20 protein-coding genes and 1 other RNA gene are annotated in these 12,826 nt (G+C 61.9%); 10 read left to right on the forward strand and 11 right to left on the reverse strand.

Annotated elements, in window-relative coordinates:
• Positions 1-129: 129 nt before the first annotated feature.
• The 3 genes from NKH05_RS04065 (at position 130) to NKH05_RS04075 (ending at position 1,266) form a co-directional block, all read left to right on the forward strand.
• Positions 130-390, forward strand: coding sequence for a DUF2312 domain-containing protein (locus NKH05_RS04065; protein ID WP_023719653.1), 261 nt, complete (start codon positions 130-132; stop codon positions 388-390).
• A gap of 50 nt (positions 391-440) precedes the next feature.
• Positions 441-881: a hypothetical protein gene (locus tag NKH05_RS04070; protein WP_023719652.1), complete on the forward strand. Its 441-nt coding sequence runs from the start codon at positions 441-443 to the stop codon at positions 879-881.
• Between the two features lie 70 nt (positions 882-951).
• Entirely contained in the window at positions 952-1,266 is a 315-nt protein-coding gene (locus NKH05_RS04075; RefSeq protein WP_352480941.1) for a hypothetical protein, read from the forward strand.
• Between the two features lie 3 nt (positions 1,267-1,269).
• Here NKH05_RS04075 and msrB read toward each other — a convergent pair whose 3' ends face one another.
• The 5 genes from msrB to NKH05_RS04100 all read right to left on the reverse strand — a co-directional run bounded on the left by msrB (position 1,270) and on the right by NKH05_RS04100 (position 5,208).
• Positions 1,270-1,674 carry a peptide-methionine (R)-S-oxide reductase MsrB gene (msrB, locus tag NKH05_RS04080; protein WP_023719650.1) on the reverse strand — a complete coding sequence of 135 codons (405 nt, stop codon included), beginning with the start codon at positions 1,672-1,674 and terminating at the stop codon, positions 1,270-1,272.
• Positions 1,675-1,782: 108 nt separating this feature from the next.
• Complete coding sequence (locus tag NKH05_RS04085) at positions 1,783-2,604, reverse strand: MBL fold metallo-hydrolase (RefSeq protein WP_023719649.1); 822 nt, start codon at positions 2,602-2,604, stop codon at positions 1,783-1,785.
• The gene (locus tag NKH05_RS04090) at positions 2,605-3,795 is read right to left on the reverse strand and encodes a vWA domain-containing protein (protein WP_023719648.1); all 1,191 of its coding nucleotides are present in this window, start codon (positions 3,793-3,795) and stop codon (positions 2,605-2,607) included.
• Between the two features lie 8 nt (positions 3,796-3,803).
• Positions 3,804-4,250: a GNAT family N-acetyltransferase gene (locus NKH05_RS04095; RefSeq protein ID WP_023719647.1), complete on the reverse strand. Its 447-nt coding sequence runs from the start codon at positions 4,248-4,250 to the stop codon at positions 3,804-3,806.
• 118 nt (positions 4,251-4,368) lie between these two features.
• Positions 4,369-5,208 carry an AAA family ATPase gene (locus tag NKH05_RS04100; protein WP_023719646.1) on the reverse strand — a complete coding sequence of 280 codons (840 nt, stop codon included), beginning with the start codon at positions 5,206-5,208 and terminating at the stop codon, positions 4,369-4,371.
• A 176-nt stretch (positions 5,209-5,384) separates the two neighbouring features.
• Between NKH05_RS04100 and ssrS the strand changes: the two genes are divergently transcribed.
• The 4 genes from ssrS to NKH05_RS04120 all read left to right on the forward strand — a co-directional run bounded on the left by ssrS (position 5,385) and on the right by NKH05_RS04120 (position 7,949).
• Positions 5,385-5,540, forward strand: a non-coding RNA gene (gene ssrS / locus NKH05_RS04105) — 6S RNA.
• Between the two features lie 80 nt (positions 5,541-5,620).
• Positions 5,621-6,208, forward strand: a complete 588-nt coding sequence (locus NKH05_RS04110) for a 5-formyltetrahydrofolate cyclo-ligase (protein WP_352787922.1) — start codon at positions 5,621-5,623, stop codon at positions 6,206-6,208.
• Between the two features lie 81 nt (positions 6,209-6,289).
• Positions 6,290-7,114, forward strand: coding sequence for a TIGR00282 family metallophosphoesterase (locus NKH05_RS04115; RefSeq protein WP_023678036.1), 825 nt, complete (start codon positions 6,290-6,292; stop codon positions 7,112-7,114).
• 70 nt (positions 7,115-7,184) lie between these two features.
• Complete coding sequence (locus NKH05_RS04120) at positions 7,185-7,949, forward strand: TerC family protein (RefSeq protein ID WP_352494148.1); 765 nt, start codon at positions 7,185-7,187, stop codon at positions 7,947-7,949.
• 21 nt (positions 7,950-7,970) lie between these two features.
• Here NKH05_RS04120 and NKH05_RS04125 read toward each other — a convergent pair whose 3' ends face one another.
• The 4 genes from NKH05_RS04125 to NKH05_RS04140 are packed head-to-tail and all read right to left on the reverse strand — an operon-like array spanning position 7,971 to position 9,791.
• Positions 7,971-8,438 carry an SRPBCC family protein gene (locus NKH05_RS04125; RefSeq protein ID WP_023719643.1) on the reverse strand — a complete coding sequence of 156 codons (468 nt, stop codon included), beginning with the start codon at positions 8,436-8,438 and terminating at the stop codon, positions 7,971-7,973.
• Between the two features lie 31 nt (positions 8,439-8,469).
• Positions 8,470-8,832: a VOC family protein gene (locus NKH05_RS04130; RefSeq protein ID WP_023719642.1), complete on the reverse strand. Its 363-nt coding sequence runs from the start codon at positions 8,830-8,832 to the stop codon at positions 8,470-8,472.
• 55 nt (positions 8,833-8,887) lie between these two features.
• Positions 8,888-9,280 (reverse strand): VOC family protein, encoded by a 393-nt coding sequence (locus NKH05_RS04135; RefSeq protein WP_023719641.1) that lies wholly within the window; start codon positions 9,278-9,280, stop codon positions 8,888-8,890.
• Between the two features lie 28 nt (positions 9,281-9,308).
• Positions 9,309-9,791, reverse strand: a complete 483-nt coding sequence (locus NKH05_RS04140) for an SRPBCC domain-containing protein (protein WP_023719640.1) — start codon at positions 9,789-9,791, stop codon at positions 9,309-9,311.
• Between the two features lie 51 nt (positions 9,792-9,842).
• On the opposite strand from NKH05_RS04140, the gene NKH05_RS04145 reads away from it, so the two are divergent.
• From NKH05_RS04145 to NKH05_RS04155, 3 genes are all read left to right on the forward strand, one after another.
• Positions 9,843-10,166, forward strand: coding sequence for an ArsR/SmtB family transcription factor (locus NKH05_RS04145; protein WP_352480937.1), 324 nt, complete (start codon positions 9,843-9,845; stop codon positions 10,164-10,166).
• Positions 10,167-10,399: 233 nt separating this feature from the next.
• On the forward strand, positions 10,400-11,149 hold the full coding sequence (locus NKH05_RS04150) for a YebC/PmpR family DNA-binding transcriptional regulator (RefSeq protein WP_352480936.1): 750 nt from the start codon (positions 10,400-10,402) through the stop codon (positions 11,147-11,149).
• Positions 11,146-11,457 carry an Rdx family protein gene (locus NKH05_RS04155; RefSeq protein WP_352480935.1) on the forward strand — a complete coding sequence of 104 codons (312 nt, stop codon included), beginning with the start codon at positions 11,146-11,148 and terminating at the stop codon, positions 11,455-11,457. The genes NKH05_RS04150 and NKH05_RS04155 overlap by 4 nt, the downstream gene beginning before the upstream one ends.
• A 20-nt stretch (positions 11,458-11,477) precedes the next feature.
• Here the strand turns inward: NKH05_RS04155 and NKH05_RS04160 are convergent, their stop codons facing one another.
• Together NKH05_RS04160 and NKH05_RS04165 are read right to left on the reverse strand one after the other, a co-directional pair.
• Positions 11,478-11,957 carry an anthrone oxygenase family protein gene (locus tag NKH05_RS04160; protein ID WP_352480934.1) on the reverse strand — a complete coding sequence of 160 codons (480 nt, stop codon included), beginning with the start codon at positions 11,955-11,957 and terminating at the stop codon, positions 11,478-11,480.
• Position 11,958: 1 nt separating this feature from the next.
• On the reverse strand, positions 11,959-12,792 hold the full coding sequence (locus NKH05_RS04165) for a Rossmann-fold NAD(P)-binding domain-containing protein (RefSeq protein WP_352480933.1): 834 nt from the start codon (positions 12,790-12,792) through the stop codon (positions 11,959-11,961).
• Positions 12,793-12,826: the final 34 nt, after the last annotated feature.

A 12,826-nucleotide genomic window follows, 5' to 3' on the forward strand; every position in this document is an offset into this window, starting at 1 on the left:
CTGGCAGCAGCCCTTCATGCCGCATCGATAGCACCTTGACCCGCCGCGCCCGGTCGGGCATCGAACCGCTGCAATTCGCCGCTCGGGTCACCCCGAGTCGCGGTGAGAAAACGACGCGGAGAGAAGAATATGGCCGACGACATCACCGAGACCAGCCAGACTGTTGCCGCCGGCCAGTTGCGCGCCTTCATCGAGCGTATCGAGCGGCTCGAGGAAGAGAAGAAGACGATTGCCGACGACATCAAGGAAGTGTTCGCCGAGGCCAAGGGCACCGGCTTCGACACTAAGGCGATGCGGTCGATCATCCGGCTGCGCAAGAAGGACCAGGCCGAGCGGCAGGAAGAGGAGTCCATCCTCGATCTGTACAAGGCCGCGCTTGGAATGGTGTAGGCCGGTAATAGCCTTGGGCGCCGGTTGCGGCGCCCCTCAACGGTTCGAACATGAGCGAATTCGATTTTGGCGCCCGCCGCGCCTCTGAATTCCGCCAACGCAGCTTCTGGACGCTGTTCGCGGAACGGCATCCGGATGAAAGGGCTCTGCTGGCGAGGCGTGGACCGTGGTTCTGGCAGCGTGGGCTGCCCGACTTCGCATTGGTCCTTTCCATGTACGTCGCGCCTGCGCAGAATCATGTCGGCGTCTTCTTCGGCCGCAACGAGAAGTTCGGTGCCACGCAAGCCTGGTCGCGGCTGAAGCCGTTCCAGCCGGCCATCGAAGACAGGCTGAAGCTCAGGCCAGAACAAAGTTGCGACGGCCTCGGCATCAATTCGATGTGGCGGGTGAATTGTTTTGCCGAAGACAATTGGCCGGCGATGACCGACTGGCTGGTGACGGAAGCCTCGCGTTTCGAGCGCGCGATTGCCGAAGTTCTGGGTCAGGAATAAAGCAGGGTTTCCAGACGCAATCCTTGTGGAAGGGTTGCGCTGGTGAGCAGAGCGAGGAGCCGGTCGATCGATGACGATCATGTCGCGCGTTGCCGCCTTCTTCCGCTCACGCTGGCTCGGCGGCGTGCCGCTCGATCGGCTGTTCTGGCGCGACCTGGTCGTTGTCGGCACAGCGATCAACGTCGCGTCATCGGTGGCGGCGCTCATTCTGCTCGGGCTGAAGTTGCCGCTTGCGCTGGTTCTGGCGGTGCATTTCGCGCCGGTGCCCTACAACATCTTCCTGACTTTTGCCGTTTGGCGAACTGCCGGAAAATCAAGTGGCGCCAAGGCCTCGCTGATGACGCTTGGCGCCACGTTGTGGCTGATCCTGGTGGTCGTGGCCTGACGATCAGGCGGCCGGCTCGAATTTGAGCGCCACGCCGTTGATGCAATAGCGCAGGCCGGTCGGCGGCGGGCCGTCCTCGAAGACGTGGCCGAGATGGCTGCCGCAGCGGGCGCAATGGCATTCGGTGCGGACCATGCCGTAGCTGCGGTCGACAGTAGTCTCGAGCGAACCCGGCACCGGGTCGTTGAAGCTCGGCCAGCCGGTGCCGCTCTCGAATTTCAGCTTGGATTCAAACAAGGGTTGGTCGCAGCCGACGCAGGAGAAGGTGCCGGCGCGCTTCTCGTGCAGCAGGGCGCAGCTTCCCGGCCGCTCGGTGCCGTGGTTGCGCATCACCGCATATTGCTCAGGCGTCAGCCGGGCGCGCCATTCGGCGTCGGTGCGGGTAACGGGGTAGGTGTGGCTGTCCATTTTTTCCTCTTAGCTTAGGTCGCTATTTGGGTTGCCTTCCCAACTTCGCCTGAAATAGGGATTTGTTACCGCGTTTGCCCGTATTTCTATCCTGTCGCGAAGAATTCCTCAGGCGATGGCGGCGAGATAGCGCGCAACCGATGCTGAAAATGCCGCCTTTGCATCTCCGATGACGTTCTGGTTCCACCACGCGCCATAGATATGGTCGAACGCGAAAGGCTCCAGCGCGGCCTTGATGCCGAGCACTTTCGAAGCGTTGAGCGGGATGTAGTTCGGGTAGCTGTACATGAAGCTGAGATGGCGGCGAGTCGGCGTCACCTGCACGATGTCGCCGGCCAGGATGGCATTGCCGCCGTCGCGCTTCCAGTGCAGCACCTGGCCACCGGCAAAGTGGCCGCCGCAGCGGATGAGCGTCAGCGACGGGTTTATGGCGCGCGTCTCGCCTTGCCAGCTGATGATCGCCGGATGCGGCCGCATGATCCACTGACAATCATCGGCGTGCAGATAAATCGGCACGCCGCCAAACGCCTCGCTCCACTCGACCATTGCCGAATAATAATGGCAGTGGGAAATGGCGATCGCGGCGAGGCCGCCCCGGCGGTTGATCTCGGCCACCGCCTCGTCGCTGACCATCGAAATGCAGTCCCACAGCACATTGCCGTGCGGCGTTTGCGCCAGCAATGCCCGCTGGCCGATGGCGAAGCGCGGCTCGATGCCGAAGGCGAGCACGCCGGCGTCGTCTCTCATCACGAGCCGATGGCCGGCGGCGAGCTCTTCCGGCGTGGTCCAGGCCTGGCCCTCCCAACGCACATATTGCCGCTCGTCCTCGCAGATCGGGCAATGTCGCGGCGGCGTCGCTGTCGCCGCGAACTGGACACCGCATTGCAGGCAAAGGAAACAGGTCGACCTTCCTGTTTTGCGTGGATCCATTCAGTGCTTCCTTGAAAGTTGCTTCGTCGCGGCTTCGAGGCCGGCGAGCGTCAGTGGAAACATGCGGCCGTCAAAAATATCGCGGATCATGGCAATCGAATGGGTAAAACCCCAGTTCTTCTCGGCTTCCGGGTTGAGCCATATGGCATTTGGCCATTGCTGCAGCAACCGCCCAAGCCAGACGGCGCCGGCCTCCTTGTTCCAGTGCTCGACCGAGCCGCCGGGATGGGCGATCTCGTAGGGGCTCATCGAGGCGTCGCCGACGACGATCACCTTGTAGTCGGGGCCATATTTATGCAGGAGATCGAAGGTCGGAATCACCTCGGCATGGCGGCGGCGATTGTCCTTCCACACGCCCTCGTAGAGGCAGTTGTGGAAATAGAAATATTCGAGCTGGCGGAATTCGGCGCGGGCAGCCGAAAATAGCTCCTCGACGCTCCTGATGTGGTCGTCCATCGAGCCGCCGACATCGAAGAACATCAGCAGCTTGACCGCATTGCGACGTTCGGGTTGTGTCTTAACGTCGAGATATCCGTGCTCGGCGGTGGCGTGGATGGTCCCTGGCAGGTCGAATTCCTCTTCGGCGCCTTCGCGCACCCAGCGGCGCAAGCGCTTCAGCGCGACCTTGATGTTGCGGGTGCCGAGCTCGACGGCATCGTCGAAGTTCCTGAACTCGCGTTTGTCCCAGACTTTTACCGCGCGGCGGTTGCGGCTTTCGTGCTGGCCGATGCGCACGCCTTCGGGATTGTAGCCATAGGCGCCGAAGGGCGAGGTGCCGCCGGTGCCGATCCATTTCGAACCGCCCTGATGTCGGCCCTTTTGCTCCTCCAGCCGCTTCTTCAGCCTCGCCATCAGCTTTTCGAAGCCGCCCAGCGCCTCGACCAGCTTCTTCTCCTCATCGGTCAGGTGCTTTTCGGCGAGCCTCCGCAGCCATTCCTCCGGGATGTTTGCGACATCGACCGGGTTTTCGCCAGCCCGCGCCTCGACACCTTTGAAGATGTGCGAAAAGACCTGGTCGAAGCGGTCGATGTGGCGCTCGTCCTTCACCAGAGCGGCGCGGGCGAGATAGTAAAAGCCCTCAACATCATAGTCGACCAGCCCGGCCTCCAGCCCCTCCAGCAGCGACAGATATTCGCGGAGCGAGACCGGAACCCGCGCTGCCTTCAGTTCGAGGAAGAAGGGGATGAACATCTCACGGTCTACAGCAGATCATACTCGATGAAGCCGGTCCTGCGCGCCACATGGTCGTAGAGCTTGCGTGCGGTGGTGTTGGTCTCGTGCGTCATCCAGTAGACGTTCTTGACGCCGATCTTGCCGGCTTCCTGCCTGACCGCTTCGATCAGGGCGGCGCCGACGCCCTTGCCGCGCACATCGGGGTCGGCAAACAGGTCCTGCAGATAGCAGTTGTTTATCTCCGACCAGCAGGAGCGATGGTAGAGATAGTGCGTCAGGCCGACGGCCTTGCCGTCGAGGGTGGCGATGAAGCCTTTCGGCTCGAACTCGCCCGCCGTGAACAGCCGCTTCCAGGTGACGGCGTAAACCGCTTCCGGCAACTTGGTTTCGTAGAAGGTGAGATAGGCGGTCCACAGACGCCGCCAATCGGCATGGTCGGATTGCGCCAATGGGCGGACGGTGATCTCGGTCATTTCATTTCCCTCTGAACTCGGCAACCCGAAGCTGCCTCCGTCCCTGACCAAGGGCAACGGTCCAGCGACGGGAAACCGCTGTCCGAGGGCTTTCGTCGGCTTCCGACTGACCAGCCCCTCACCCCTGCCGTCTCGCCATGAAGGCCAGGCGCTCGAACAGATGCACGTCCTGTTCGTTCTTCAGCAACGCGCCATGCAGTTTCGGCAACGCATTCTTCGGGTCGGCGCGCAGGTCCTCGGGCGCGATGTCGTCGGCGACCAGCAGGCGGATCCAGTCGAGTGCCTCGGAGGTCGACGGCTTCTTCTTCAGGCCGGGCACATCGCGGATCTCATAGAACTGGGTCAATGCCGCTCGCACCAGTTTCTGCTTGATGCCGGGATAATGCACGTCGACGATTTTGTGCAAAGTGTCGACGTCGGGGAAGCGGATGTAGTGGAAGAAGCAGCGGCGCAGGAAGGCGTCCGGCAATTCCTTCTCGTTGTTGGAGGTGATGATGACGATCGGCCGGACGGTGGCGCGGATGGTCTCGCCGGTCTCGTAGACGAAGAACTCCATCCTATCCAATTCCTGCAACAGATCGTTGGGGAACTCGATATCGGCCTTGTCGATCTCGTCGATCAGAAGCACGACTTTCTTGCCGGCGGCAAAGGCATTCCATAATTTGCCGCGCTTGATGTAATTGCGAATGTCGTTGAAGCGCTCGTCGCCGAGCTGGCTGTCGCGCAGCCGCGAGACGGCATCGTATTCATAGAGACCCTGCTGCGCCCGCGTGGTCGATTTGACGTGCCATTCGATCAGATCCAGACCGAGCGCTGCCGCCACCTGGCGGGCAAGTTCGGTCTTGCCGGTGCCGGGCTCGCCCTTGACCAGCAACGGCCGCTCCAGCGCGATCGCCGCGTTGACCGCCACCATCAGATCCTTGTCGGCAACATAGGCTGCCGTGCCTTCGAAACGCATTTTTGCTCCCGGGTTCATCGCGCGACCCTAAGGACGCGGCCTTCGGTGTGCAAGGCGCTGCTGGCGAAGCGGGGATTTTGCCGGCGCTGACCTCGTTGAGGGGTTCTGCGTCGATTTAAGACTCGAAGCGTGTCGTCTCTCTGGCGCTGGGCCTGCCGTCTGCCTATATTGGCGGGGACGGTCTGCGCTTCCCGGCAGGAGAACATTTTCCCCGGGGCCTTAATGATCCCTAGGGAGCTGTCCCTGGGAAGACCCGTGGGTTTTCTCATACGGCGCCCACCTACTTTGTAGGTTCCCGGGATCGCTCTCTCCACCGGTTGTGTGGATCGTCACTCACATTTCAGTGGGCCATGCGGTAGGAAACGTCGCTCCCAAAACCCCGTCCAGATCCGACTTTTTCTATCCTGGCTCCATGACCTCCTCAAAAGACCTGAAAAAAAATCTTCGCAACCAAGCCCTCGGGCGCCGCGATGCGCTCGATCCGTTCTGGCGTGTGGAGGCAGCACTCGAAATGGCCGAGACGGCGCGCGACCAGATCACCGTCGAGCCGGGCCAGATCGTCTCAGGCTTCTGGCCGATGCGCTCGGAAGTCGACGTCCGGCCGCTGATGTTTGCCTTGCGCGAGAAGGGCGCGAGGCTCTGCCTGCCGGCCATTCTCGACAAGACCACCATCGTTTTTCGCGAACTGGTGCGCGGCGCGCCAATGATCGACATGGGCTTCGGCACCGTCGGGCCGCATGAGGAAGCCGAGGTACTCGATCCGCAGGTGATGCTGGTGCCGCTTGCCGCCTTCGATGCGCGCGGCCACCGCATCGGTTACGGCGCCGGCTATTACGACCGGGCGATCGCGCGGCTGGCCGACAAGGGGCAGCAGCTGCGGCTGATCGGCATTGCCTTCGACTGCCAGGAGGTGGCCCAGGTGCCGGACGAGCCGCATGACGTGATCATTCCGGAAATACTCACCGAGAGCGGGTTGCGCCTGTTCGCGCCGAAATTGTAGATAAGTTCCTGGACGCATGGTCTTTTCCGAAAGTCATGCAGCTTTTTGCTTCGCTGACCTTCGGTTCGGGATCACGCTTATATGAGACTTCTCTTCCTCGGCGACATGGTCGGCAAGACAGGACGTACGGCGGTGTGGGAACAACTGCCCGGCCTGATCTCGGATTTCAAACTCGACTTCGTCATCGTCAATGGCGAGAACGCCGCCGGCGGCTTCGGCATCACCGAGGAGATTTTTCGCGAGACGATCTCGGCCGGCGCCGATGTCGTCACCACCGGCAACCATGTCTGGGACCAGCGCGATGCGCTGATTTTCGCGCCGCGCGAGGAACGCTTCCTGCGTCCGTCCAATTTCCCGAAAGGCACGCCGGGGCGCGGCTCGGGCGTCTACATCGCCAGGAACGGCGCGCGCGTGCTGGTCGCCAACATCATGGGCCGGGTGTTCATGCATCCCGAGCTCGACGATCCATTCCAGGCCGGCGAGCGCGAACTTGCCGCTTGTCCGCTTGGCGAGCAGGCCGATGCGATCGTCATCGATTTCCATGCCGAGGCGACCTCGGAAAAAATGTGCTTCGCCCATTTCGTCGACGGCCGTGCCAGCCTTGTTGTCGGCACCCACACGCATCAGCCGACCGGCGATCACCAGATCCTCAATGGCGGCACCGGTTATATTTCCGATGCCGGCATGTGCGGCGATTACGATTCCTCGCTCGGCATGGACAAGGAGGAGCCGCTCAACCGGTTTTTGTCCAAGGTGCCGAAAGGCCGTTTCGAGGCGTCGACCGGACCGGCGACATTGTGCGGCGTCGGCGTCGACATTTCCGACCGTAGCGGCCTGACTGAACGGATCGCGCCGTTTCGCCGCGGCCCGCGGCTGGAGGAAACGGCTCCTTCCTTCTGGTCGTGACATTGATATGGACGCTTGCAATACCCAATTGCCGGCGAAACTGCTCTAGATCGTAGAGGGGACGACCTCCATGCAGCTAGTCGAATTCCTGGCGCCGCATTTCGCCTTTGTCTCCGACCCGACGGCATGGGTCGCGCTGCTGACGCTGATCGTGCTGGAGGTCGTGCTCGGCATCGACAATCTGATCTTCATCTCGATTTTGACCAACAAATTGCCGGTAGCGCAGCGAGCCCGCGCCCGGCGGCTCGGCATCTCCGCCGCGCTGGTGATGCGGCTGATCCTGCTGGCCACCATCTCGATCATCGTCCAGTTGACGATGCCGATATTCACCGCCTTCGGCCACGGCTTTTCATGGCGCGACCTGATCCTGATTGCCGGCGGCCTGTTCCTCGTCTGGAAGGCGACCAAGGAGATCCACCACACGGTCGATCTCGATGATCACCAGGACACGATGATGGGCGAAACGCTGCAGCTTTCGCTGGCCGGCGCCATCTTCCAGATATTGCTGCTCGACCTCGTCTTCTCGATCGACTCAATCATCACCGCGGTCGGCATGACCGACGAAATCGCGATCATGTACATCGCGGTGATCGTGGCGGTGAGCGTGATGATGCTGGCGGCCGGGCCGCTGGCCGATTTCATCGCCAGGAACCCCAGCATCGTCATGCTGGCGCTCGGCTTCCTGCTGATGATCGGCATGACGCTGATCGCCGACGGCATGGGTTACCACGTTCCGAAGGGCTACATCTACGCTGCCATGGGTTTTTCGGCACTGGTCGAAGGGCTCAACATGCTGGCCCGGCGGCGGAAGAAGGCAAAGGGCGGCGGGCACTGAGGATGGCCCACCGCGGTTGACCTAATGCCCCGGCAAACCCTTCGGATGGCGGTCGCCGGTCAGGCCAAGCGTCAGGCCTTGCTCGAGCCACGCCTTGGCGCCGGCGAGCACCAGCGCAAAACCGCCGGTCGAGTCGATCGCCTGCTTGACCTGCTCATCGGGGCTGCCGGCAAAGCCGAAATTGCGGACCTCGAGAAAGGTCGTGCCGCCCGGCATCTCGGTAAAGGTCCACACCACCGTGGTCGGCGGATCGCTCCATTGCATGACGATCTTCTCGTTCGGCACGATCTCGCTGACCGTTACCGTCGTCGAGACGCCATACATGCGCCATTCCCAATGGATTTCCTTGCCGCTGTCCAGCCTGTCGCTGCCGTGGGTGAACCAGAATTTTGTCGTGATCGCCGGATCAACGATAGCTTCGAACGCGTCGGCGACCGGCCGCCTTATCAGCATGCCGGCTTCGGCGGTCGGTGTTTCACGGATTTCCATAGCGTCCTCCTTTCCACGGCGCCGCCCCGGTTCACCAAGCATCGGGTTCGCGCACGAGGTGAATGATGTTGGCCGGGTTGGTGATCCAGCCGCCGCGAAAGCCTTCACCCAGTGCCTCGATGGCGTCGCAGCGCACGACGCCGGCCCTGGCGAGATGGTCCGCCGCGCCTGGAAAATCATCGGTGAACAGTTCCAGCCAGACCTCGGCCTGACTAAGCATCGGCGCCTCGTCGATCCACAGGCGACTGGGACCGAGTTCAAAGCCGATAGCGGGCGCCTTGGCCGTGAATGGCTTCAGGCCGATGACGTCGCGATAGAAGGCGATCGTTGCCTGGTATTGATGTGGCGGCACTTTCATGGCGATGTTGATGCCGCCGCTGATCTTCGCGGTCATTTGCTGGCTCCATTCCCGTGTTCAGGTTCGATTGGCCGGTTCGGTCCAGAACCCGCTATGCCAAATTGATTTGCCAGGAGACTCCGAACCTGTCGTTGAGCCATGCAAACCGGCGGCTGAAACCATAATTGTCCAGCGGCATCAGAAATTTGCCGTGCTTGGCCAGGGCCTCGACAATGCCGTTCAGCTCTGCCTCGGTGGAGCAATCCACATACATCGAGACCGACGGCGTGAATGTGAAGGCATGGTGCACGGGGCTGTTGTAGACCATCACTTCCAGACCGCTTATGGACACGCGCGCCAGCTTGACCGTCCCTTCCGGGCCGTCTTCGCCGGAGCCGTAACGTGTGACGTCAAGGACGCTGCTGTCGGGGATCGTCTCGCAATAGAAGGTCATTGCCTCTTCGGCCTTGCCCTCGAACATCAGAAATGGCGTCACTTGCTTCATCGCAGGCCTCCGTCATCTTGGTGGTTTTTCAGATGTTGTTCTCGTTGGCCGGCTCGCCCTTCATCTCGCTGCGGTAATAGCCGTCGCGCAGATTGATGCCGTATTCGACATAGGCCTTCATGCAGGCCAGCATCTGCGACCAGCCCTCGCAATTGAGATAGGACTTCTTCAGGCCGACCGCGTCCTCGCGCCAGCCGGTCTCGGCGATGGTGACAAAGGTGCCGCCATCATCGAGCGGTTCGAAATTCATCTCGATGCGGGTCTTGTAGGCTGGCTTGCCGTCGGCATCGGAGGCGTCCCAGTGCAGCACGATGCGGCTGTCCTTGATCACTTCGTCGACCTCGACGGGGACCTTGCCCCACCAGACAACACCGGCACCAGCCACCAGCGGCGCGCTGGCGCCGCCGATCGTAGTGAAATAGCCGCTAAGCTTCTTCGGATTGACGACCGCGTCGAAGACTTCGGCGACCGGCTTGCCAATGCGGCCGGAAACCCTGAATCCAAGAGACATATCCACAGCTCCTTCCTTGAAGGGTTCAACGATATGTTATAGAAACATAACATGTCAAGCCATTCGCAGGACGACAATGTTTTCAAGGCGCTGGCGCATCCGCGCCGGCGTGAGTTGCTGGACCGGCTGAAGGATGCGCCGCAGACCACCGGCATGTTGTGCGATGCCTTCCCCGACATGGACCGCTGCACGATCATGCTGCATCTGAAAGTGCTGGAGGAGGCCGACCTGGTCGTGGCGCGGCGCGAGGGCCGCGAGCGTTGGAACCATCTCAACGCGCTGCCGATCAAGCACATCCACGACCGCTGGATCAGCCAGTATGCCACGCACGCGATCAGCATTCTCGACCGGCTGAAGTCCGATCTGGAGGGGTGAACGGCCGCCGAAGCCTGCCTTTTTCGGGTCTCAAGCCCTTGCGTGTCGTCTGCCACGGCGCGGCTGGACGAATTGAGCCGATTTATCTATAAGCCGGCCATTCCGACATAGAGCGCCGTACGTCCGTCCGGACGCAGCAGGACGTTCTGAGATTTTGAATTCGAGCATTTTGCAAGGCGCCGGGTGGTTCAGCAGGCCGCGGATGCTCTAGCCGAGAAGACGACAGGAGTGCCATGGCTGGCCATTCACAGTTCAAGAACATCATGCACCGCAAGGGCCGTCAGGATGCGGTGCGATCGAAAATGTTTTCCAAGCTGGCGCGCGAAATCACCGTCGCCGCCAAGAGCGGCACGCCCGATCCATCGATGAACCCTCGCCTGCGCCTTGCGGTGCAGAACGCCAAGGCGGTGTCGATGCCGAAGGACAACATCCAGCGCGCCATCAACAAGGCGTCGATGGGCGATGCCGAGACCTACGAGGCCGTGCGCTACGAGGGTTATGGGCCGGGCGGCGTCGCGCTGATCGTCGAGGCGCTGACCGATAACCGCAACCGCTCGGCGTCGAATGTGCGCGCTGCCTTCACCAAGGCCGGCGGGGCGATGGGCGAGACCGGCTCGGTGTCGTTCATGTGGGACCGCATCGGCGAGATCTACTATCCGGCATCGGCCGGCAGCGCCGAAAAGGTGATGGACGCGGCGATCGAGGCCGGCGCCGACGACGTCCAGTCGGACGAGGAAGGCCACACGATCTACTGCGCCTTCGAGAATCTCGGCGAGGTGTCGAAGGCGCTGGAAGGCGCGCTCGGCGAGGCTGAATCGGTGAAGCCGATCTGGAAGCCGCAGACCAATATCGCGGTCGACGAGGAGCGGGCACAATCGCTGATGAAGCTGGTCGCGACGCTTGAAGATGACGACGACGTGCAGAGCGTCTACGCCAATTTCGAGGTCGACGAGGAGACCTTGGCGAAGCTCAGCGCGGCATGACCCAACACGCGCTGCCTACAGTCCGCATCACCTATTGCACGCAGTGCCTGTGGCTGCTCAGGGCCGGCTGGATGGCGCAGGAGCTGCTGTCCACCTTCGGCACCGATCTCGGCGAAGTGGCGCTGGTGCCCGGCACCGGCGGCATCTTCACCATTTCCTGCAATGACACGCTGGTCTGGGACCGCAAACGTGACGGCGGTTTTCCCGACGCCGCAAAACTCAAGCAACTGGTTCGCGACGTCATCGATCCGGATCGCGATCTCGGCCATGCCGATCGCAAGGGTCATAAGTCGAAGGACCCTGCCTGAGGGTCTTCTTGCCCCGGCATTCACCGCCACGCGAAGATAAAACAGCCCAGCGCCACGATGGCGGTGATGGTGCGGACATGGTTCCACATCACCCAGTCCTTGAGATAAGTGGCCCATACCGCGGCGCCGTTGGCGCTTGCCGGATCGACGGCGGCCAGGGCGTTGTTGAGCGGCACGTTGAACATCATCGTCACGATCGGGTTGCCGACGAGATAGATCAGGGCGCCGGCGAGAAGCCAGAACGCGCCCGGCTGGCTCCAGCCGATAAGAGCGCCGGCGGCAAGCACAAGACAGACCAGCCCGGTGCCGAATAGCGCGGTCATGAATGCCGGCGTAATCACGGTGATGTTGATCGAATTCATGGCGGCGATGCCGCCTCCGGCAGGCAAGCGGGCGAGCGCCGGCATGATAAAGTTGGAGAAGGCGAAGAAAACGCCGCCGACAACGCCTGAGCCAATGGCAGCGACGAAGGTGAGGGTGGGAAGCAGTTTCATGATCATGTCAGTTCCTCCAGATGCCCGTGGCGGCGGTTTCGGTTGCGTAGGTGGAAAAGTCTTTTGGGGCGCGGCCGAGCACGCGCTGGACGCCGTCGGTCAGCGTTTCGTTGCGGCCGTCGAGCACTTCGGTGAACAGCTCGTTGAGCAGCCAGGCGAACTCGGCCGGCAACTCGTGCTCGGCGATGGCGGTGGTGAACTCGGCATGGGAAACCCGCTTGAAACGAATGTCGCGGCCGGCGGCCCTGCCGATCTCGGCGACCGCGTCGGCAAAGCTCAGCAGCCGCGGCCCGGTCAGCTCATAGAGCTCTCCGACATGTCCTTGCTGGGTTAGCACGGTAAAGGCGGCCTCCGCGATATCGTCGGCATCCACAAATGGTTCGCCCACACTGCCGACCGGCAACGCCACCTCGCCCTCCTGCAAAGATTCGACGAGGAAGCCTTCACTGAAGTTCTGGGAAAACCAGGCGCAGCGCAGGATCGTCCAATCGGCGCCTGAAGCTTTGAGCATCTCTTCGGCGCGCTGTGCTTCCGTTTCGCCGCGCCCCGACAGCAGTACCAGCCGACGCACACCACACTCCACGGCAAGACGAGAGAAGGCGCCGACCGTGTCGGCCGCGCCGGGCACCGCAAGATCAGGATAGTAGCTGATGTAGACGGCGCCCACACCATCAAGTGCGGGTTCCCAGGTCGTGCTATTTTCCCAGTCGAAGGGCGGCGTACCCGAGCGCGAGCCGATCTTTACCGGCAGGCCCCGCGCCGTCAGCCGCTCGGCGAGACGGCGGCCGGTCTTGCCGGTGCCGCCGAGGATCAAAGTTGGTTTCGTTACAGTAGGGTTCATGTCGATTTTCCTCAGTTTGCAAATGTGAGCAATC

This window comes from Mesorhizobium sp. M1399, from assembly GCF_040317735.1.
Lineage (GTDB): Bacteria > Pseudomonadota > Alphaproteobacteria > Rhizobiales > Rhizobiaceae > Mesorhizobium.